Origin of the sequence: Brevundimonas naejangsanensis (assembly GCF_003627995.1) — a bacterium.
Lineage (GTDB): Bacteria > Pseudomonadota > Alphaproteobacteria > Caulobacterales > Caulobacteraceae > Brevundimonas > Brevundimonas naejangsanensis_B.
Map to the genome: position 1 here is coordinate 2,625,883 of NZ_CP032707.1, position 20,108 is coordinate 2,645,990.

At 68.9% G+C, this 20,108-nt stretch carries 20 protein-coding genes and 2 tRNA genes; 16 read left to right on the top strand and 6 right to left on the bottom strand.

Translation table 11 applies throughout. The features are described 5' to 3' along the window. Position 1 precedes the first annotated feature (1 nt). Positions 2-1,480: an Asp-tRNA(Asn)/Glu-tRNA(Gln) amidotransferase subunit GatA gene (gatA, locus tag D8I30_RS12380; RefSeq protein ID WP_121483017.1), complete on the top strand. Its 1,479-nt coding sequence runs from the start codon at positions 2-4 to the stop codon at positions 1,478-1,480. A 2-nt stretch (positions 1,481-1,482) separates the two neighbouring features. Then, entirely contained in the window at positions 1,483-2,976 is a 1,494-nt protein-coding gene (gene gatB / locus D8I30_RS12385) for an Asp-tRNA(Asn)/Glu-tRNA(Gln) amidotransferase subunit GatB (RefSeq protein ID WP_121483527.1), read from the top strand. A gap of 206 nt (positions 2,977-3,182) precedes the next feature. Here the strand turns inward: gatB and D8I30_RS14855 are convergent, their stop codons facing one another. Together D8I30_RS14855 and D8I30_RS12395 are read right to left on the bottom strand one after the other, a co-directional pair. Continuing rightward, entirely contained in the window at positions 3,183-4,172 is a 990-nt protein-coding gene (locus tag D8I30_RS14855) for an RcnB family protein (RefSeq protein ID WP_240387238.1), read from the bottom strand. Positions 4,173-4,330: 158 nt separating this feature from the next. Then, positions 4,331-4,855 (bottom strand): RcnB family protein, encoded by a 525-nt coding sequence (locus D8I30_RS12395; protein WP_121483018.1) that lies wholly within the window; start codon positions 4,853-4,855, stop codon positions 4,331-4,333. Positions 4,856-5,002: 147 nt separating this feature from the next. Here D8I30_RS12395 and D8I30_RS12400 point away from each other — a divergent pair, with 147 nt between their 5' ends. The 7 genes from D8I30_RS12400 (at position 5,003) to D8I30_RS12430 (ending at position 11,248) form a co-directional block, all read left to right on the top strand. Next, a complete protein-coding gene (locus D8I30_RS12400; RefSeq protein ID WP_121483019.1) occupies positions 5,003-5,722 on the top strand; it encodes a glutathione S-transferase N-terminal domain-containing protein in 720 nt (239 codons plus the stop codon). Positions 5,723-5,799: 77 nt separating this feature from the next. Further along, the gene (locus D8I30_RS12405; protein ID WP_121483020.1) at positions 5,800-6,102 is read left to right on the top strand and encodes a sel1 repeat family protein; all 303 of its coding nucleotides are present in this window, start codon (positions 5,800-5,802) and stop codon (positions 6,100-6,102) included. Between the two features lie 88 nt (positions 6,103-6,190). After that, entirely contained in the window at positions 6,191-6,496 is a 306-nt protein-coding gene (locus D8I30_RS12410; protein WP_121483021.1) for an ETC complex I subunit, read from the top strand. A gap of 19 nt (positions 6,497-6,515) precedes the next feature. Next, positions 6,516-6,592: transfer RNA gene (locus D8I30_RS12415), tRNA-Arg, on the top strand. A gap of 318 nt (positions 6,593-6,910) precedes the next feature. Further along, a complete protein-coding gene (locus tag D8I30_RS12420; protein ID WP_121483022.1) occupies positions 6,911-7,537 on the top strand; it encodes an alpha/beta hydrolase in 627 nt (208 codons plus the stop codon). A 114-nt stretch (positions 7,538-7,651) separates the two neighbouring features. Next, entirely contained in the window at positions 7,652-9,628 is a 1,977-nt protein-coding gene (locus D8I30_RS12425) for a TonB-dependent receptor plug domain-containing protein (RefSeq protein ID WP_240387239.1), read from the top strand. Positions 9,629-9,730: 102 nt separating this feature from the next. Continuing rightward, entirely contained in the window at positions 9,731-11,248 is a 1,518-nt protein-coding gene (locus D8I30_RS12430) for an FAD-dependent oxidoreductase (protein WP_121483023.1), read from the top strand. Between the two features lie 45 nt (positions 11,249-11,293). On the opposite strand, the gene D8I30_RS12435 is transcribed toward D8I30_RS12430, so the two are convergent. Together D8I30_RS12435 and D8I30_RS12440 are read right to left on the bottom strand one after the other, a co-directional pair. After that, a tRNA-Ser gene (locus D8I30_RS12435) sits at positions 11,294-11,383 on the bottom strand. A gap of 65 nt (positions 11,384-11,448) precedes the next feature. Further along, positions 11,449-12,378: a DMT family transporter gene (locus D8I30_RS12440; RefSeq protein WP_121483024.1), complete on the bottom strand. Its 930-nt coding sequence runs from the start codon at positions 12,376-12,378 to the stop codon at positions 11,449-11,451. A gap of 133 nt (positions 12,379-12,511) precedes the next feature. On the opposite strand from D8I30_RS12440, the gene D8I30_RS12445 reads away from it, so the two are divergent. From D8I30_RS12445 to D8I30_RS12465, 5 genes are read left to right on the top strand one after another with little or no spacing between them, the layout of a single operon-like run. Next, positions 12,512-13,366 (top strand): septal ring lytic transglycosylase RlpA family protein, encoded by an 855-nt coding sequence (locus D8I30_RS12445; RefSeq protein ID WP_121483025.1) that lies wholly within the window; start codon positions 12,512-12,514, stop codon positions 13,364-13,366. 40 nt (positions 13,367-13,406) lie between these two features. Then, the gene (tmk, locus tag D8I30_RS12450; protein ID WP_121483026.1) at positions 13,407-14,033 is read left to right on the top strand and encodes a dTMP kinase; all 627 of its coding nucleotides are present in this window, start codon (positions 13,407-13,409) and stop codon (positions 14,031-14,033) included. After that, complete coding sequence (locus D8I30_RS12455; RefSeq protein WP_121483027.1) at positions 14,030-15,010, top strand: DNA polymerase III subunit delta'; 981 nt, start codon at positions 14,030-14,032, stop codon at positions 15,008-15,010. Before tmk ends, D8I30_RS12455 begins: the two co-directional genes overlap by 4 nt. Before the next feature lies 1 nt (position 15,011). Then, positions 15,012-15,797 carry a TatD family hydrolase gene (locus D8I30_RS12460; protein ID WP_121483028.1) on the top strand — a complete coding sequence of 262 codons (786 nt, stop codon included), beginning with the start codon at positions 15,012-15,014 and terminating at the stop codon, positions 15,795-15,797. Further along, the gene (locus D8I30_RS12465) at positions 15,794-16,603 is read left to right on the top strand and encodes an MBL fold metallo-hydrolase (RefSeq protein WP_121483029.1); all 810 of its coding nucleotides are present in this window, start codon (positions 15,794-15,796) and stop codon (positions 16,601-16,603) included. The genes D8I30_RS12460 and D8I30_RS12465 overlap by 4 nt, the downstream gene beginning before the upstream one ends. Before the next feature lie 78 nt (positions 16,604-16,681). On the opposite strand, the gene D8I30_RS12470 is transcribed toward D8I30_RS12465, so the two are convergent. Beyond that, entirely contained in the window at positions 16,682-17,332 is a 651-nt protein-coding gene (locus D8I30_RS12470; RefSeq protein ID WP_121483030.1) for a hypothetical protein, read from the bottom strand. Between the two features lie 90 nt (positions 17,333-17,422). Further along, the gene (locus D8I30_RS12475) at positions 17,423-18,733 is read right to left on the bottom strand and encodes a S8 family serine peptidase (RefSeq protein ID WP_240387240.1); all 1,311 of its coding nucleotides are present in this window, start codon (positions 18,731-18,733) and stop codon (positions 17,423-17,425) included. A gap of 103 nt (positions 18,734-18,836) precedes the next feature. On the opposite strand from D8I30_RS12475, the gene D8I30_RS12480 reads away from it, so the two are divergent. Both D8I30_RS12480 and D8I30_RS12485 read left to right on the top strand, forming a co-directional pair. Then, positions 18,837-19,340, top strand: a complete 504-nt coding sequence (locus D8I30_RS12480; RefSeq protein WP_240387241.1) for an RNA polymerase sigma factor — start codon at positions 18,837-18,839, stop codon at positions 19,338-19,340. Continuing rightward, complete coding sequence (locus D8I30_RS12485; RefSeq protein WP_121483031.1) at positions 19,337-20,062, top strand: hypothetical protein; 726 nt, start codon at positions 19,337-19,339, stop codon at positions 20,060-20,062. The genes D8I30_RS12480 and D8I30_RS12485 overlap by 4 nt, the downstream gene beginning before the upstream one ends. Positions 20,063-20,108 lie beyond the last annotated feature (46 nt).

Here is a 20,108-nt window from a genome sequence, read left to right on the forward strand (position 1 = left end):
CATGACCGATCTGACCAAACTGACGCTGACGGACGCCGTCGACGGCCTGAAGGCCAAGACCTTCTCGTCCGAGGAACTGACCCAGGCCTTCCTGTCGAACATCGAGGCCTCCAACCCGACGCTAAACGCCTATATCGAGGTGACGGCGGACAAGGCGCTGGAACAGGCGCGCGCGTCCGACGCCAAACTGGCCAAGGGCGAGGGCGGGGCGCTGGAAGGCGCGCCGCTGGGCATCAAGGACCTGTTCTGCACCGAGGGCGTGCAGACGACCGCCGCCTCCAACATGCTGCGCGGCTTCGTCCCGCCGTATGAATCGACCGTCACCGCCAATCTGTGGCGCGACGGAGCGGTCATGCTGGGCAAGCTGAACATGGACGAGTTCGCCATGGGCTCGTCCAACGAGACCTCGGCCTTCGGCCCGGTGAAGAACCCGTGGAAGTCCAGGGGCTCGAACGCCGACCTGACGCCGGGCGGCTCGTCCGGCGGTTCGGCCTCGGCCGTGGCGGCGGACCTTTGCCTGGCCGCGACCGCCTCGGACACCGGCGGCTCGATCCGCCAGCCCGCCGCCTTCACCGGCACCGTGGGCATCAAGCCGACCTACGGCCGCGCCAGCCGCTACGGCATGGTGGCCTTCGCCAGCTCCTTGGACCAGGCGGGGCCGATCGCCAAGACGGTCAAGGATTCGGCCCTGCTGCTGAACTCCATGTGCTCGTTCGACGCCAAGGACTCGACCAGCCTCGACGTCCCGACCCCCGACTGGACCCAGTCGGTCGGCCAGTCGGTCAAGGGCCTGCGCATCGGCGTGCCCAAGGAATACGTCCTCGACGGCATGCCCGCCGAGATCCAGAAGCTGTGGGAGCAGGGTGTCGAGTGGCTGAAGGCCGCCGGCTGCGAGATCGTCGAGATCAGCCTGCCGCACACCAAATACGCCCTGCCGACCTACTACATCGTGGCCCCGGCCGAGGCGTCGTCGAACCTGGCGCGCTATGACGGCATGCGCTTCGGCCATCGCGCCGAAGAGTTCACTTCGCTGGACGACCTTTATGCGACCTCGCGCGCCGAGGGCTTCGGCAAGGAGGTCCAGCGCCGCCTGACCATCGGCGCCTATGTGTTGTCGGCGGGCTTCTATGACGCCTACTACGTCAAGGCGCTGAAGGTGCGTCGCCGCATCGCCCAGGACTTCGACAACGTCTGGGGCCAGGTGGACGCCATCCTGACGCCGTCCACCCCGTCGGCCGCCTTCGCCATCGGCGACAAGCAGATCGACCCCCTGACCATGTATCTGAACGACGTCTTCACGGTGACGACCAACCTGGCCGGCCTGCCGGGCATCTCTGTCCCCGCCGGCCTCAGCGCCGACGGCCTGCCGCTGGGCCTTCAGGTCATCGGCAAGGCCCTGGATGAAGCGACCGTCTTCCAGGTCGCGGGCGCCCTCGAAGACGCGGCGGGCTTCGTCGCCAAGCCGGACCGTTGGTGGTGAGCATGACTGAGAACTCCAAACTGATCCAAGGCCGCACGGGTGCTTGGGAAATCGTCATGGGTCTGGAGATCCACGCCCAGGTCGCCTCGAACGCCAAGCTGTTCTCGGGCGCGGCGGTCGGCTTCGGCGCCGGGCCGAACGAGCAGGTGTCGCTGATCGACGCCGGCTTCCCCGGCATGCTGCCGACCCTGAACAAATACTGCGTCGAGCAGGCGGTGAAGTCGGGCCTGGGTCTGCGCGCCCAGATCAACCTGAAGAGCCAGTTCGACCGCAAGAACTACTTCTATCCCGACCTGCCGACCGGCTATCAGATCAGCCAGCTGTATCACCCCATCGTGGGTGAGGGCGTGGTCGAGGTGGAGGCCGAGGACGGCAGCTTCTTCAACGTCGGCATCGAGCGTCTGCATCTGGAACAGGACGCGGGCAAGCTGATCCACGACCTGTCGCCGACGGAATCCTACGTCGACCTGAACCGGGCGGGCACGGCGTTGATGGAGATCGTCTCGCGCCCCGACATCCGCACGCCGGAAGAGGCGGTCGCCTACGTCAAGAAGATCAGGACCATCCTGATCTACCTCGGCACCTGCGACGGCGACATGGAGAAGGGCAATCTCCGCGCCGACGTGAACGTGTCGGTCTGCCGCGCCGGGAACTACGACAAGTTCAAGGAAACGGGCGACTTCAGCTTCCTGGGGACGCGCTGCGAGATCAAGAACGTCAACAGCTTCCGCTTCATTTCTCAGGCGATCCAGTATGAGGCGCGCCGCCAGATCGAGATCCTGGAGGACGGCGGTTCGATTACCCAGGAAACCCGTTTGTTCGACGCGGTGAAGGGCGAGACCCGTTCCATGCGCTCCAAGGAAGAGGCGCAGGACTATCGCTACTTCCCGGACCCCGACCTGCTGCCGCTGGTGTTGGAACAGGCCTGGATCGACGAGATCAAGGCCAGTCTGCCCGAACTGCCCGACGACAAGCGCCGCCGCTTCATGAGCGAGTACGGCCTGTCGCAATACGACGCCGGCGTGCTGATCTCGGAACAGGCCAAGGCCGACTATTTCGAGGCCGCTGCCAAGGGTCGCGACGCCAAGCTGGTGTCCAACTGGGTGACGAACGAGGTTTCGGCCCGTCTGGCCGCTGATGGCAGGGATTTCAGCGACAACCCGCTGCCCGCCGCCCATGTGGCCCAGTTGGTCGAGCTGATCGAGACGAACGTCATCTCGTCCAAGATCGCCAAGGAAGTCTTCGACTACGTCTGGAACGGCGAAGGCTCGCCCGCCGAGGTGGTCGAGAAGCACGGCCTGAAACAGGTCACGGACACCGGCGCCATCGAGAAGGCGGTGGACGAGATCATCGCCGCCAACCCGGACAAGGCCGCCGCCGTCGCCGAGAAGCCCCAGGCCATCGGCTGGTTCGTCGGCCAGGTCATGAAGGCCACCGGCGGCAAGGCCAACCCGGCCGCGGTGAACGACATCCTGAAGGCCAAGCTGGGGCTTTGATTTAAGGTTTGTTCTTGGGGGCTGCGGCCCCCAAACCCCCGGCTGGTCGCTAACGCTCGCGACGCGGTCGCTCGCTGCTTGAGCGACAGGATGCGCGTGAATGGCCGGGCTGCGTCGGGTCGAGAAGGCGGGGCCTTCTGACCGCAGCCACAAAAAAGGCCCCGGAGAGCAATCTCCGGGGCCTCTTCTTTGCGATCTGTCTGCGCCTACCAGTACCAGGCGTCGCGGATCACCTCGATGATGTAGCCGTCGTAGTCGTCGATCAGATAGATCGAGTTGTCGACATAGACCCATCGCGTGCCCGGAGGCGGATAGCCCAGACCGTAGGTCCGCCAGTCCTCGACCCGATAGCGCCAGAAGATGTCCGGCAGGTACTGGCCGACGTACCATTGGCGGTTCCAGTAGCTGCGCGGGACGCTGTAGTAGCCGTAGCCCGGCGCGAAGTAGAAGCCGAGCCGCACGCCGTTCCAGCCCCGGAAGCGCCGGTCGTTGCGCCACCAGTCATTGCGATGACGTTGGTTCCAGTCGCGGCGCCACTGGTCGCGGTTCCAGCGGTTGTGGAAGTCGCGATAGTCGCGATCGCCGTTCCACTGGTTGGGCCGGTCCGGACGGCCAGGGCGGTTGGGCCGCTGATCGGGGCGCTGGGCGCCGGGGCGATCCGGTCGGTTCCAGTCGGGGCGATCAGGGCGGCCGGCGCCGGGCCGAGCGCCGTCAGGACGGCCGTCAGGACGAACGCTGTCAGGACGTCCGGGGCGGTTCCAGTCCGGCCGATCAGGCCGGTCAGGCCGCGATTGATCGGTGCGGGCAGGACGGTCGGGCCGGGCCGCCTCGGGCGGCCGATCCGGGCGGTCGGGCCTGTTCGGCCGTTCGGCCTGTTCGGGCCGTCCCGGACGATCGGGGCGCTGGGCGTCGGGGCGGTCCGGGCGGTTCCAGTCGGGGCGCTGCGGCCGCTGATCCTGCTCGGCGGGGCGGGCTTCTGAGCGCTCGGGACGTCGCTCCATGCGCGGCTCTTCCTGGCGCTGGCGCGGGCTGACGGCCATGTCGCCGCGCTCGCGCTGCGGCTGGCCTCGGCGTTCCCCGCGGCGCGGGCCGTCTTCCTGCGCCTGGGGCTGGTCCTGGGCCAGAACGGCCAGGGGCGCCGCGGCGGGCACGAGGAAGCTGGCGGCCGCCGCGAACATGAGGAGAGAACGTTTCATGGTCTTGATCCTCGCACGCCCGGATCGGGCGGCTTGAACGTACAAATGAGCCTCTGGCCATGAACTGCGGCTGAACGACGATCGCAGAGCGAGGTCATAAAAGAAACCCCGCAAGACAGCGTCTTGCGGGGCGAGGCGAAACCTCTGGACGAAGCTTCTTAATAGATGTCGCTGAGCACGCTGGCGATCAGGCCGGTGGCGACGGCGATCAGCAGGATGTCATTGCCCGCATAGACGTAGCGATAGCCGCGCGGCGCGGGCCTCAGGCCGTAGAAGTAGGGGTCGTCGACGTAATAGGAGCGGTAGGCCGGCGGCAGATAGGCCCCCGTGCGCCAGCGGTAGCCGTAGTAGCGCGGCTCGACCCGGTAATAGCCGTAGTTCGGCGCGTACCAGTAGCCGTTCCGGGCGCCGCGATAGTCGCGATACTCGGGACGGTGACGCCACCAGTCGCGGTTTTCACGGCTCCAGCGTTCATAGCGGCGCTGATCCTGACGCCATTCGCGACGGTCGTCGCGGCGGTCCTGGCGCCATTCACGGCGGCTTTCCCGCCACTCACGACGGTCGTCGCGGCGATCCTGGCGCCACTCGCGGCGATCACCGCGATCCTGCGCCTGGGCCAGCATGGGGGCGGCCGTGGTCGCCATGGCGAGGGCGACGACGGCGGCCTTGGTCAGGCGGTTCATCTTGCAAACTCCATCCAAGAGACGAAATCCCTGTCTGAGATCCACCCTCGTCCCCGCTGAATGAACCGTCGCTGAACCGATCTGTCAGCTTGCGCGCGCGGCGGGGCGTGCTCAGATAAGCCGTTGTCGCCGCGACTGGAGGACGTCATGACCGCTCCGATCGAGCTCTGGTACTGGCCCACGCCGAACGGCTGGAAAATCTCGATCGCGCTGGAGGAGATGGGCCTGCCCTATGTGCTGCGGCCCGTGAACATCGGGGCGGGCGAGCAGTTCGTCCCGGCCTTCCAGGCGATCAGCCCCAACGGCCGCATGCCCGCCATCGTCGACCCGGACGGCCCCGGCCGGGCGCCGCTGTCCATCTTCGAATCCGGCGCCATCCTGCAATATCTGGGACGCAAGTCCGGGCGCTTCTATCCCGCCGACGAACGCGGCCGGGTCGAGGTCGACCAGTGGCTGTTCTGGCAGGTCGGCGGCCTGGGGCCGATGGCGGGCCAGACCCATCACTTCCGCCAATACGCCCCCGCCATGACCAAGGATCAGCGTCACCTCGCCTATGGGGTGCAGCGCTACACCCGGGAGACCAACCGCCTCTACGGCGTCCTGGACCGGCGGCTGGCCGACCGGCCCTATGTGGCGGGCGACTATTCCATCGCCGACATGGCCATCTGGCCCTGGATCCTGCCCCAGGCCCAAGGGCAGGATCTGTCGCACTTCCCGCATGTGGCCGATTGGGTGAAACGGGTCGGCGAACGCCCGGCGGTGCAGAAGGGCCGCGCCCTGGGCGCCGAACTGCGCGCCGACCTGAGCGCTTCGGGCGCGGCGGCCGAGGCGGCGCGCAAGGTGCTGTTCGGCCAGACGGCGCGTTAACGCTAACTTCAACCCAGCGATATTTGAATAGGCGTCCGATAGCGGGGTCAGAACGACCGCGCGAGGGAGGATTGCTGATGACCCCGCTGGATCACGCGCTGGAAGCGCACGACACGCCGGCCCTGCCGCTGCCCACGCCGGGCATGGACGGCGACGCCCTGTTCCGCCTGGGACTGGCCTATTCGAGCGGGCTGGACGGATGCCCCATCGATCGGGTGTCGGCCCATATGATCTTCAACCTGGCGGCCATGAGGGGCTCGGTCGAGGCGCGGGCCTATCGCCGCGACCTCAGCCTGGAGATGGAGCACGACGAGATCGCCGAGGCCCAGCGCGCGGCGCGGCGCTGGATCGACGCCGGTTCCTCGAACCTGGCGGCCTGAGGGGACGTCGAACGCCCCTCGGCGTCTGGACCGGACGGCGGCGGCGGGGTATGCACCCCGCGAGTTCCCCGTCCGAAGGATTCCGTCCATGCTCGCTCGCATCTATCGCCCGGCCAAGACCGCGATGCAGTCCGGCAAGGCCAAGGCGCGCGACTGGCGCCTGGAGTTCGAGCCCGCCTCGGCCCGCACCATCGATCCGCTGATGGGCTGGACCAGCTCGAGCGACATGAACGGCCAGGTTCGCCTGACCTTCGAAAGCAAGGAAGAAGCGGTCGACTACGCCGAACGCCACGGCATCCCCTTCCGCCTGCACGAGCCGAACGAGGCGCCGGTCATCATCAAGGCCTACGCTGACAACTTCGCCACCAACCGCAAGCAGTCCTGGACCCACTGAGGTTCGACTGCCTTCCAAGGCGCCCTTAGCTCAACCGGATAGAGCACCCGCCTTCTAAGCGGACGGTTGCAGGTTCGAGTCCTGCAGGGCGCGCCAGGTCTGCAGGGGATCCGGCCCCAAAAGTATTCACAGCGCCCCGCCTTTGCCGTCGTTGTGGCCGTCTGGACGCCGGACGCGGCCTTGACGAAGCCTTGGCCGCTGGTCGTCACAGAGGGCGAAGATGTCGCCCGCGTCCCTAGCGGTCCGTTGATGCGTCTGCCCAGCGGCCGATAGGCGCCCGCGATGGCGCCCTAGCGCGCGGCAACGCTGCCGGTTCTACGGCCTTTCCACGATTGCGGCGCATCCCCTTATGGGAACCTTGCTGCGGGGGATGGAATTTGACGGTCGGCGCGGGACGATTTTGGAAGGCCCCCGATGAACGAAGTCCTGGTCGTTTTCCTGCATGGCGTCGGCGCCACCGGCGCGTCTCTTGCGCCCCTGGCGCGAGGCTGGGCGGATGTCCTTCCGGAAGCCGCCTTTGCGGCGCCGGATGGACCCTATCCCTTCGATCAGGGCGGCGCCGGTCGGCAGTGGTTCAGCGTCGCCGGAGTGACGTCCGGCAATCGGGCGGATCGGATCGTTGCGGCGCGGCCCGCTTTCGATTCCGTCCTTGAACGCCTGATCGCCGACCATGGCCTGTCCGATCATCTCGATCGAGTGGCGTTTGTCGGGTTTTCCCAGGGGACGATCATGGCTCTGGACGCCCTGGTGTCCGGCAGATGGCGCCCGGGCGCCGTCGTGGGCTTTTCGGGGCGATTGGCCAGTCCGAAGCCGTGGCGTCCCACCACAACGCCCGTCATGCTGATTCATGGGTCGGCGGACAGGATCATGCCGATCGCCGAAAGTCAGGCCGCCGCCACGGCCCTGGCTGAACTCGGGGCGCCGGTCGAGACCTTCTGGGACGCCGGCCGGGGTCATGAATTGTCGGCGAACGGGGCGGCGGCCGCCGGCAGGTTTCTGGCGAACACGCTTGGAAAGGCGGCGCGCGCATCGAGCACCTGAACGCTGCGTTGTCTGGCGACAAAGGCCATGCTCCTGGTCAGGAGGGAATCCCGGCACAAGCCGGTCGTCTGAGCCCTATTCCATGTCTGATTTCCTGACAGTTCCGGAGGCTGCGTGTCTTCATTCTTCGTGTCGTCTCATGGCCGCGATGTGATCCCGGCGGCCGTCGCCGCCCTTCTTTCGACGGCCGCGGCGCCGGCTTTGGCGCAGGAGGCTCATCATGAGGAGGCGGCCGAGGTCGAGGATGTCATCGTCCAGGCCACTCGCTCGGGTCGCCGCATCCAGGACGAGCCGATCCGCGTCGAGGTCATTGGCCGGGAGGAGATCGAGGAAAAGCTGCTGATGACCCCCGGCAGCATCGCCATGCTGGTCAACGAGACCGGCGGGGTTCGGGTGCAGACGACCTCGCCGGCCCTGGGCGCCGCCAGCATCCGCATGCAGGGGATGAGCGGCCGCTACACCCAGCTGCTGGCCGACGGCCTGCCCCTGTACGGCGGTCAGGCCTCGTCGCTCGGCGTGCTGCAGATTCCGCCGACCGACCTGCGCCAGGTCGAGGTGATCAAGGGCGCCGCCTCGGCCCTCTATGGCCCCTCGGCGCTGGGCGGGGTCATCAATCTGGTGTCGCGCCGCCCGGGTGACGAAGCCGAGGTCGAGGTTCTGGCCAATCTCACCAGCCGCGACGGACAGGATCTGACCGCCTACGCCTCGACGCCCTTCAAGGGCGCCTGGGGCCAGTCGCTGGTCGGCGGCTATCACCGTCAGAGCCGTCAGGACCTGGACCGCGACGGCTGGAGCGACATCGCCGCCTATGAGCGCTGGTCCGTGCGTCCGCGCCTGTTCTGGCAGGGTGAGAACGGCGGCGAGGCCTTCGTCACCTTCGGCGCCATGACCGAGACCCGCAGCGGCGGAACCGAGCCGGGCCGCGTTGCGCCCGACGGCCGCCCCTTCGTCCAGGCCCAGGACACCGACCGCTTCGACGCCGGCCTGGTCGCCAGCCTGCCAGTCGGGACCGGCACGCTTCACTTGCGCGCCTCGGCCATGACGCAAGGCCACGATCATCGCTTCGGCGACGTGTTCGAGAAGGACCGGCACGACACGGGTTTTCTGGAAGCCGCCTACGGCTCGGAAATTGGCGCCACGACCTGGCTGGCCGGGGCGGCGGTTCAGGTCGACGGCTATGACAGCCGGACCTTCTCCGGCTTCGACTACACCTACACCGTCCCCGGCGTCTTCGCCCAGGTCGAGCACGAATTCAGCCCCGAACTGACCCTGGCCGGCAGCGCCCGTTTCGACCACCACAGCGAATACGGAGGCCAGGTCAGCCCGCGCCTGTCGCTGCTGTACCGTCCCGGCCGCTGGACGGTGCGCGCCTCGGCGGGGCAGGGCTTCTTCGCCCCCACGCCCTTCGTCGACGTGACCGAGGCGACCGGCTTGTCGCGCCTGCGCCAGCTGGAAGGTCTGAAGGAGGAGGTCGCCCGCACCGCCTCGCTGGACGTCGGCTATCGCCAGGGGCCGATCGAGGCCAGCGTGACCCTGTTCGGCTCGGACCTGGACGACGCCGTGCGCGCGGTGGACGACGGACCGGATCGCATCCGCCTGATCAATGTCGACGGCGTGACCCGCACGCGCGGGTTGGAGGCCCTGCTGCGCTATCGCCGCGCGCCCTTCACCGTGACCGGCAGCTATGTCTTCGTCGACGCGACCGAGCCGCAGGACGACGGCCTGTCGCGCCGCGCTGCGCCCGTCACCCCGCGCCACACCGCCGGCTTCGTCGCCATGTGGGAGGAGCACGACCGGGGCCGTCTGGGGCTGGAGGTCTATTACACCGGCAAGCAGGCGCTGGAGGACAACCCTTACCGCCGCGAAAGCCCCTCCTATCTGGAGGTGGGCCTGTTGGGCGAGATCATCCTGGGCCGCTACAGCCTGTTCGTGAACGCCGAGAACCTGTTGAACGAGCGGGTGACCAGGCATCACCCCCTGTTGTTGCCGCAGCGCGCGAACGACGGCCGCTGGACGACCGAGGCCTGGGGCCCGACCGACGGCTTTACCGTCAACGGCGGGGTGCGCATCCGCTTCGGCGGCGGTCACTGAGGCAAAGGCCGTGGCGGAATCAGTTGGGCGCCTTGCGCCGAGGTTGCCGGAACCTTCCGCCCAGTCGCGCATCCAATGTCTCTGGACGGCAGGAGCGCGGACATGGATGCGTCACGGACGGAGGCTTCAGGGCCGGATTTCAGCCGGGGCGTCCCGATTGCGGACGCGCCGGGGCAGGGGGTTCTAGCGGGTCACGTCGGAGGCGAGCCCGTTCTCCTGGCGCGGCGGGCCGACGGCTTCTGGGCGGTCAGCGCGACCTGCACCCACTACGGCGGTCCCCTGACCGAGGGGCTGGCGGTCGGCGACACCGTGCGCTGCCCTTGGCATCATGCCTGCTTTGACCTGCGCAGCGGCGAAGCCCTGACCGCGCCCGCCATCAGTCCGCTGGACCGCTGGCGCGTCGAGATCGAAGGCGACCTGGTGTTCGTGCGGACGCGAGAGGCCGCCCCCCTTCCTGCAGCGCCCGCGCAAGGGGACCATCCGGGCCGCATCGTCATCGTGGGCGGCGGCGCAGCCGGTTTCGCCGCTGCGGAAATGTTGCGCCGACGGGGCTATCACGGCGTGCTGACTCTGCTGAGCGCGGATTCGGAACCGCCCTGCGACCGGCCCAATCTGTCGAAGGACTATCTGGCCGGGACCGCGCCCGAAGACTGGATTCCGCTCAAGCCGACGGCGTTCTACGCCGATCATGACATTGATCTGCGCCTGGGGTTCGAGGTCGCGCGGCTGGACCTTGAGGCGAAGCAGGCGATCGGGGTGAGCGGCGAACGCATTGGCTACGACGCTCTGCTTCTGGCGACCGGCGCCGAGCCCATCAGGCTGAAGACGCCCGGCTTCGATCGCGAGAACGTCCATGTGCTGCGTTCCCTGGCCGACGCCCGGACCATCATCGCCGCGGCGGATCGGGCGCGACGCGTGGTGATCGTGGGCGCCAGCTTCATTGGCCTGGAGGCTGCCGCGTCACTGCGGACGCGCGGGCTGGAAGTCCACGTCGTCGCCCCGGAAGCCATGCCGCTGGAGCGCATCATGGGGCCGGACCTCGGCGCTTTCGTGAGGAGTTTGCATGAGAGCAGGGGCGTGCGCTTCCACCTCGGCACGACGGCGGTCTCCTTCGACGGCGAGGCCGTGACCCTGGCCGACGGCGCTCGTCTGGACGCGGATTTCGTGGTCCTGGGCGTCGGAGTCCGGCCACGGCTCCAACTGGCCGTCGACGCTGGACTGGCGGTCGACGGCGGGGTGATCGTGGATCGCGGCATGCGCGCCAGTCATCCGGGAATCTACGCCGCCGGGGACATCGCCTGCTATCCGGGACCGACGGCCGACGAGGGCCTGCGCATCGAACACTGGGTCGTGGCCGAACGCCAGGGTCAGGTCGCCGCCCTCAACATGCTGGGCGAAACCCGCGAACTGACTGACGCCCCTTTCTTCTGGAGCCAGCACTACGACCAGGCGATCCGCTACGTCGGCCATGCGCGGGCTTGGGACGCCGTCCGCATCGATGGATCGATCCCGCAGGCCGACGCCACCGTGCGCTTCGAAGCCGCCGACCGCCTCCTCGCCGCGGCCACCCTCGGCCGAGACCTGGAGAGTTTGCGGATCGGAGAGGAACTGAGAGGCTGACAACCGGCCTGCGCGGCGGGGGCCGCCAGCCGGTGAATATCGGCGTGGCGGACAGGGTGGGATTCGAACCCACGGTAGGCTTCCACCTACGGCGGTTTTCAAGACCGCTGCCTTAAACCACTCGGCCACCTGTCCCGCGCGAGTCGGGTCGCGGTCGCTCGTGCATAGCGGCAAGGCGGGCGCGACCCAAGCGGAAAGCGTCAGGCGCGGCGGGCGCTCGTGCGGGTGACCAGCCAGATGCCGCCGCAGACCAGGACGAGGGCGATCAGATAGCTCCAGCGAAGCACGGACTCGCCCAGGAAGACGGCGGACAGGGAGACGCCGAAGACCGGGATCAGGAAGTTGAAGGCCGCGATCAGACCCACGGGGTTGTGCTTCAGCAGCAGACTCCACACCGCGAAGGCGGTGGAGGAAAGCAGGGCGAGATAGAGGAGCAGGGCGCCCGAACCCAGATCCAGGGCCTGCAGATGCGCGCCGCCGGCCATCCCCCCGCCGGTCAGGATCAGGCCGCCGATCAGCAGTTGCCACCCGGTCATGACCATGGGGTCGACGCTGCACGACAGGCGCTTGCCGAAGATGGTGGCCGCCGCCAGCACGAAGGCGGCGATGACCAGGAAGCCTTCGCCCAGGAAGGTGAAGTCAAATCCGAATCCCGTGCCGCCGCCGAGGTTGACCACGACCACGCCCAGGAAACCGATCAAACAGCCCATCGCCTTGCGTCCGTTCAGCCGATCGTCCGCATAGATGAAGTGAGCCAGGACGACGCTGAAGAAGACGACCGTGGCATTCATGATCGACGCCTTGACGCCCGAGGCATGCGCCAGGCCGACGTAGAAGAAGACATACTGGATCGTGGTCTGGGTCAGGCCCAGCAGGGCGACCTCGCCGGCCTGACGGCGGTTCATCGCCAGCACCGGCTTCTTCAACGCCATGGCGACGGTCAGCAGGATCAGCCCCGCCAGGGCGAAGCGCCAACCCGCGAACAGCACTTGGTCTGCGAGATCGGCGGGGCCGATCTGCAGCAGGGCGTAACCACTCTTGATGGCTGGAAAGGCGCTGCCCCACAGCACGCAGCACAGGGTGGCGAGCAGGAAAACCCCGACGCGCGTCTTGTAAGGGGAGGTAGGCAAGGCACTCGATTTCTGACGTCGGGCCGGAGGACCGCCCTAACCGGACGCCATACGCGCAAACGGGACGTTAACCAAACCGGAAACCTCCGCCGCTTAGACTGTCCCGGCGTACAGTCGGCTGGAGTAAGAGAACATGTGGGCGAGGCTGCTGAAGGGCGCGATGATCGCCGCCGCCTTCTCGACCCTGGCGGCCTGCGCCAGCCTGGGCGGCAAGGGCGGGGCAGGGCGCGATACGCCCCTGGCCGCCCCGGTCGTGACTGATCCCGCGCCGATCGTTTCGGGCACTATGCGCCCCTATCAGATCCGCGGGCGCTGGTATCATCCGCAGGAACAGCCGAACTACGACGAGGTGGGGCAGGCGTCCTGGTACGGCGGCTATCATCACGGGCGGCCGACATCGACCGGCGAGCGGTTCGACATGAACGCCCTGACCGCCGCTCACAAGACGCTGCCCCTGCCCAGCCTGGTCGAGGTGACGAACCGCGCCAACGGGCGCCGCGTCATCCTGCGCGTCAATGATCGCGGTCCGTTCGTCGATGGGCGGATCATCGACCTGTCGCGCGGAGCCGCTGAGGAACTCGGCCTTCTGAACCAGGGCGTGGGCGAGGTGCGGGTCCGCTATGTCGGCCGCGCGCCGCGCCAGGGTGGGGGCACGGCCCTGCGCCAGGCCGAAGCCGCGACTCCGGTTCAGCCGCAGCCTCCGATGCGTCAGGCCGAGGCGGGACCTCGCCCCTATTATGAGGCGACGACGGCGGCTGCGGCGACGAACAGCTATTGGGTCCAGGCCGGCGCCTTCTCTGACCGTCGCGGCGCCGACCGGGTCGCGCGCCGACTCGGCGACCGAGCCGTGGTTCAGAACATCGATCGCGACGGGCGTCCCCTGTTCCGCGTCGTGGTCGGTCCGTGGCCCGACGCCGGCGCGGCGGAAAGAGCCCGTCAGGCCGTGGTGGCGCGCGGCTTTGACGACGCCCTGTTGATAGGCGGCTGAACGGGCTTGCTTCCGGCGCGCCGCTCGCCATTGTGCGCAGGTGCAGCGAGGCAGATTCATCACTTTCGAAGGCGGCGAGGGGGCCGGCAAGACGACCCAGGCGCGCCTGCTGGTCGAACGCCTGCGCGCGCGCGGTCTCGACGTCGTTCAGACCCGCGAACCGGGCGGATCGCCCGGCGCCGAGGAGATTCGGGGCATCGCCGTCTCGGGCGAGGCGGACCGCTGGTCCCCGCGCACCGAGACCCTGCTGATGTACGCCGCGCGCTCGGACCATCTGGAGCGGACGATTCGGCCTGCCCTTGATGATGGCCGCTGGGTCGTCTGCGACCGCTTCGCCGATTCCAGCCGCGTGTATCAGGGCGCGGGCGGCGGCGCGCCGGAAAGCCTGATCGAGGCGCTGGACGAGGCCGTGGTCAATGGCGACCAGCCGGACCTGACCCTGGTGTTCGACATCCCGGTCGAGGTCGGCCTGGACCGGGCCTTCGGACGCGGTCTGTTCGAAACCCGTTTCGAATCCAAGGGTCTGGCCTTCCATCAGAAGCTGCGCGACGGCTTCCTTGATGTTGCGCGGCGCCACCCCGAGCGCTGCGTGGTCATCGACGCGACCGGCGAGGTCGAGGAGGTCTCGGCGCGGCTGTGGGCCGTGGTGGAGGAGCGGCTGCTTTGAGCGAGCATCCGCGCGACCGTTTCGACCTGATCGCTGACATCCAGGCCGAGGAAGCCTTTCTGGACGCCCTGAACCGCGGGCGGCTGCACCATGCCTGGCTGCTGTGCGGGGTCGAGGGTTCGGGCAAGGCCAGCTTCGCCTATCGCGCTGCGCGTCGCCTGCTGGGCGCCGCGCCGGACCCGTCGCGTGGCCCGCTGGGCGCCGCGCCGCACGACCCGGTCAGCCGATTGGTCTCGGCCCAGGCCCACCCGGACCTGCTGGTGCTTGAGCGCGCGGTCGAAGGCGGCAAGCTGAAGCGGGCCATTTCGGTCGACCAGGCGCGCGGCCTTCCGGAGTTCTTCGCCAAGAGCCCCTCGCAAGCCCCGCACCGCGTCGCCATCATTGATGCGGCGGATGACCTGAATATCAATGCCGCCAACGCCTTGCTGAAGATTCTTGAGGAGCCGCCTGAAAGCGGCGTCCTCTTCCTGGTCACCCATGCGCCGGGCCGTCTGTTGGCCACGATCCGCTCGCGATGCCGCCGCCTGACCTTCCCGGTGTGGTCGGAAGACCGGCTGGCCGAGTTGGTCCGCCAACGCGCCGGCGCATCCGACCATGAAGCCGCCGAGGCCGCGCGCATGGCCGGCGGTTCGCCCGGCGCGGCGCTGGAACTGGCCTCCGGCGCCATGTCCGAGGTCGATCGCATGGCCCGCGCCTGGGTCGATGGCCCCGACGTCGACCGCGCCGAACAACTGGCCGTCGCCGACGGCTTTCGCGGGGCCGAAGGCCAGGCGCGCTTCGAGGCCCTGATGGATCGGCTGATCGCGGCGGTGAAGCGTCGCGCCGTCGAATCCGGCGGCCGCGAGGGCGCGCGCTGGGCCGAGTTGTGGGGACGGCTGTCCGAGCTGCCGGATCGTGCGGTCGGGCTGAATCTTGATAAGGGGGACGTCCTGGCCGGAGCCCTGGCCGACATCGCCCGCACGAAAGCCGCCGCCTGAAATGCTCATCGACAGCCACGTCAACCTTCACGCTCCCCAGTTCGACGAGGATCGCGAAGCGGTGATCGACCGCGCGCGCCAGGCGGGCGTGCGGCTGATGGTCGAGATTTCCGACAAGCTGTCGACCTTCGAGGCGACCCACGCCCTGGCCATGGCCAACGCCGACATCTGGTGCACGGTCGGGGTCCATCCGCACGAGGCCAAGGATTACGCCGACCTGACCGCCGACCGCCTGGTCGAACTGGCGGACCGGCCGCGCGTCATCGGCATTGGCGAATGCGGCCTGGACTTCCACTACGACCTGAGCCCGCGCGACGTGCAGGCGACGGTCTTTCGCCAGCACATCGAGGCGGCGCGCCGCACCGGCCTGCCTCTGGTGATCCACACGCGCGAGGCCGACGCCGTCATGGCCGACATCCTGAGTGAAGAGCACGGACGCGCGCCGTTCAAGCTCCTGATGCACTGCTACACCAGCGGCCTGGAATTGGCTGAAACCGTTATGGAACTGGGCGCCTGGTTCTCGGTTTCCGGCATCGCCACCTTCAAGGCGGCGGAGGAGGTGAGGGAGGTCATCCGTCGCATGCCCGAAGACCGCATCATCGTCGAGACCGATTGCCCCTATCTGGCGCCTGTGCCGCATCGCGGCCGCCGCAACGAGCCCGCCTATGTCGGCCTGGTGCTGGAGAAGCTGGCCGAAATCCGGGGCTGGACGCCGGAACAGGCCGACCGGCTGACGACCGACGCCTTCTTCGACCTGTTCGACCGCATTCCCAGGCCCGCCGAATGAGCGAGCCGGGCGCGCTGGAGGTCGTCATCCTGGGCTGCGGCTCGTCGGGCGGTGTGCCGCGCGGCGACGGCGACTGGGGCGACTGCGACCCGGCCGAGCCCCGCAACCGACGGACCCGATGCTCCATGCTGGCGCGTCGCCACGGTCCGGACGGCCAGACCAATGTGGTGATCGACACCTCGCCCGACTTCCGCCAGCAGATGCTGGCCGCCCGGGTCAGCCACGTCGACGCCGTCCTCTATACCCACGACCACGCCGACCAGACCCACGGGATCGACGACCTGCGCGTCTTCGCCGTCCACGCGCGCCGGCGCATCCCCGCCTGGATGGACGCCGCGACCCAGCACGTCCTGACGCGCCGGTTCGACTACATCTTCGAGAGCCATCACGGCTATCCGGCCATCGTCGAGGCGCACCGCATCCCGCCGCACGGCCAGCCCTGGACGGTGGAAGGGCCCGGCGGCGCCGTTCCGGTCACGACCTTCGACCAGGCCCATGGCCCTATCCGTTCGGTCGGCTATCGCCTGGGGCCGGTCGCCTATTCCAGCGACGTGTCCGACCTGGACGACGCCGCGCTGGAGGCGGTACGCGGCGCTGACCTCTGGATCATCGACGCACTGCGCTACACGCCGCACCCGACCCACGCCCACGTGGACCAGGCCCTGGACTGGATCGCCCGCGCCGAGGTCTCGAAAGCCGTGCTGACCAATTTGCATATTGATCTGGATTACAATGCATTGGCGCGGCGTCTTCCGCCACATGTCGAAGTGGCGTTCGATGGGTGGAGCGGTCGGTTTTCTCTCTAGCGGCAGCCCGATGTCCAAGAGGTCCTTGCTTGTCGCGAAGAGGCTCCGCCGGTGAGACGCCGACGGAGCCTGAATAGATCAATCGTTGCGCTTCACATGGGCGCCGGTCGTCAAACCTACGGAGGCGGAGCCGATCGTTCGGTTCGCCGAGGCCGAGCCGTTGGCTCCGGCGTTGGCCTCTGCACCCCGGCGAGGCTGGGCGGAGGGTTGTTCCGCTTGATCCGCTTGCCCTGAGGCCGCGCCGTCAGCCGAACCATTCAAGGCGTTGTCATCAGCCGAAGCCGCGCCATTGAAGGCGCCTGACGCGTGACCCTGGACCGATCCCGCCGCGGCCCCGGCTGCGCCGCTGGCTGAGCCATAGGCGCCGGCGGCGGCGGAGTTCACGCCCCCGAGGACGCTGGAGGCGGCGCCGCGCGTGCGACCGGCCGCTGCGGCGGCAGTGTGTTCAGCACGCTCGGTCGCCGCTGCGCCTCGCGCGCGGGCCTGTTCAGCGCGGCGCTCGGCTCGCGACAGGGCGCCGCCGGCGCGCTCGCGGATCATCGACCCGTCGACCGAACCGGTCAGGCCGCCCGTCAGGGAGCCCGCGCCGCCCAGATGGCCGCCCAGGCCGCCGACCTGGCCGCCAAGCCCGCCCGTCAGGCCGCCCGATCCGCCCAGAACCTGGGCTTGCGAGGCGCCGGCCAGGGCCAGGCTGAAGGCGACGGCGGCCGTCATCAGGGTCTTCTTCATGGTCGTGTCTCCTGCGTGTCATGGGCTATGCCGCCCTCGCAGGATCCAACGATCCGTGGCCTGGATTTCATCCCGGGCGGAAGATGATTTTCAGCGGTTCAGTCTTCCTTGGGCGCCGAGCGTCGATGGCGCGACCCGTAGATCGGCGCCGACCAGACCGGCGCCATAGACGGGATCACGCCCGCGATCGCCCAGATCCAGAGCCGAGCGGGACAGGGTCTGGACGGCGGTCGCGTCGCCCCCCAGTCCCGTCAACAATCCCGCCACGATAGGCGAGGCGAAGGACGCGCCCCGGACGCTGGTCCAGGTTCCAGCTGGTCCGGCCGCCGCCATGTCGGCGCCGGGGGCGGCGAAGTCGACCTGGGGGCCTCGTCCGGCTTCGGGCAGGACGCGGTTGCGCGCATTGACCGCCGTGACGCCGACGACGCCCTCATAGGACGCCGGATAGAGGGGAGGGGCGGCAGGACCGTCGTTGCCGACCGCGGCCACGACCGTGATCCCCCGCGCCTGGGCGCGTTCGACCGCGCGTTCGACCAGGGCGTTTCGCGGGCCGACCAGGCTGACGTTCACGACCTGCACCCGCTGCTCGACAATCCAGGCAAGGGCCTGGGCGAGCCCAGTCGAAGACCCGCCGGTCGCCTGACCGCCGTAGATGTCGGCGGCCAGCAAGTCTCCGCCCGGATGGGCGCCTGAGAAGGCGTGGCTGCGCCCGACCATGAGGGAAGCGACGGCGGTGCCATGCGCGCCAATCCGGGCCGGACCGGCGAAGCCGCGCTGGGTGATCCGTGAGCCGGTCAGGGCGGGATGGCCCGCGTCGACCCCGGTGTCGATCAGGCCCAGTCGAGCGCTGGAGGCTTGAGGGCCGGGCGAGGCGCGGCCGCCGGCAGGGCGTTCGGCGTCGCGCGCGCCGGCCGGGGAGTAGATGTGATTGAAGGTGACCTCGGCTTGCGAATCCAGATCGCGCAGCTGGGCGACGGCTCCTGCCAGTGATCGGCGGCGCGGCGGCGCGAACACGACGATGGAGAGGTCCAGCGCCTCCAGTCGCTCCTCGCGGATCAGGGTGAAGCCCGCGGCGATCGCCCGTGTTCTGGCGGCGTCCGACAGATCGACCGCAACGATCTCGCCCGTCACCACCGGCCAGCCATTGGGATCGGCCTCCAGCGCTCCGCGGGACCGCCGGATCAACCCTATGGCGCGCGCCGGGGCCCGCAGGGCTTGATCGACGGTCCTCCGCCCCAGGCTATCGACATCATCGACCAGCGGCAGCCGATCCGCGAGGCCTGACGGCAGGTCGGGGACGCGGGGGACCTGCAGTGGCCCGATCTGGGGCCAGGAGGGCGTGGCCGCCGCGAACAGTAGCGCCGCCAGCCCGCCCGCGACCTGGACCTTCAGTCTCGTCACTGCTCTTCAGCTCGCTCTTGCATCGGGTCTCATTCCGCCTGTGTATGCCATGGATGAAACGCCTGGGCTCGGACGTTTCATCCCGCACGGACGAGGAGCGCACGTGGACGATTTTCAGACGGGGCTTGTGGAGCTTCTTCCGCGCCTTCGCCGGTTGGCGCGGGTTCTGCGATCCGGCGATGCGGATGCCCAGGATCTCGTCCAGAAGACGGTCGAGCGGGCGCTGGCGGGGCGTTCGAAATTCAGGGCGGGGACGCGGCTCGACAGTTGGGCCTTCACCATCATGAGGCGGATCGCCATAGACGAGGGGCGCTCGGCCCAGCGCTGGGACCGGGTGGTCTCGCCCGAAAACGAGGCGACGGCGCGTGTGGCCGACGCCGGCCAGGCCGACGAAGACCTGCGCGCGGACGCCTTGGCGGTGCGGCGCGCGATCCAGGCCTTACCGGACGACCAGAAGCACGCCGTCGCACTGGTTCTGGTAGAGGGCCTGTCCTACGCCGAGGCCGCCCACGTCCTGGGCGTGCCGGCCGGAACCCTGACGAGTCGACTGGTGCGCGGGCGCCAGTCGCTGATCCAGACCCTGTCCGCCCAAGGAGTGACGGGATGACCTATGACGATGAAATCCTGATGCGCCGGATCGACGGCGAACTACCGCCCGAGGAGGGCGAGCGCATCGATGCGGCGGCCCGGGCCGATCCCGAGCTGGCCGCGCGACTGGCGGCCATGCGGGGCCTGCGCACGGCGGCGCGCGCGGCCTTCCCCGTCGAGGGCGATCCTCGCGACCAGGCCTTGGCCCGGTTGATCGGCGCGGCGGAGCCGGCGCGGTCGTCTCCACTGGACGGCGTGCGACGCGCGCTCGCCGACGCCTTCGCGCCGCGTCGCGCGGCGCTCTGGGGCGGGCTGGCGACGGCGGCCTTCGTCGGCGGCCTGCTGCTGGCGCCGCTGCTGAGCGGGGAGGGTGAGGAGATGCGAATTCAGTCGGGCGGCGTGCTCGCGGACGCGGGCCTGGTGCGGGTGCTGGACAGTCGGTTGGCGGCGGACGGGGCCGATGCCCAGGGCCGAGCTATCGGTCTGACCTTCCGGGACGGCGAAGGCCGCTGGTGCCGCACCTTCCGGGCGGGCGAAGTCGGCTTGGCCGGACTGGCCTGCCGCCAGGACGACAGCTGGACGATGCAGGCGCTGGCGCCGATGACGCCGGCGACCGGCGAGGTTCGCACGGCCGGCGCCGAGACCCCCGAGGTCATCCTGGCGGCCATCGACGCGACCCTGGCGGGCGAGACCGTCGATGGGGCTGCGGAGGCGCGGGCCAGGGACGCAGGCTGGCGCTAGCCCTGCCCGGACAATCTGAACGAGGCCCTTGCGATCAGACGGGGCT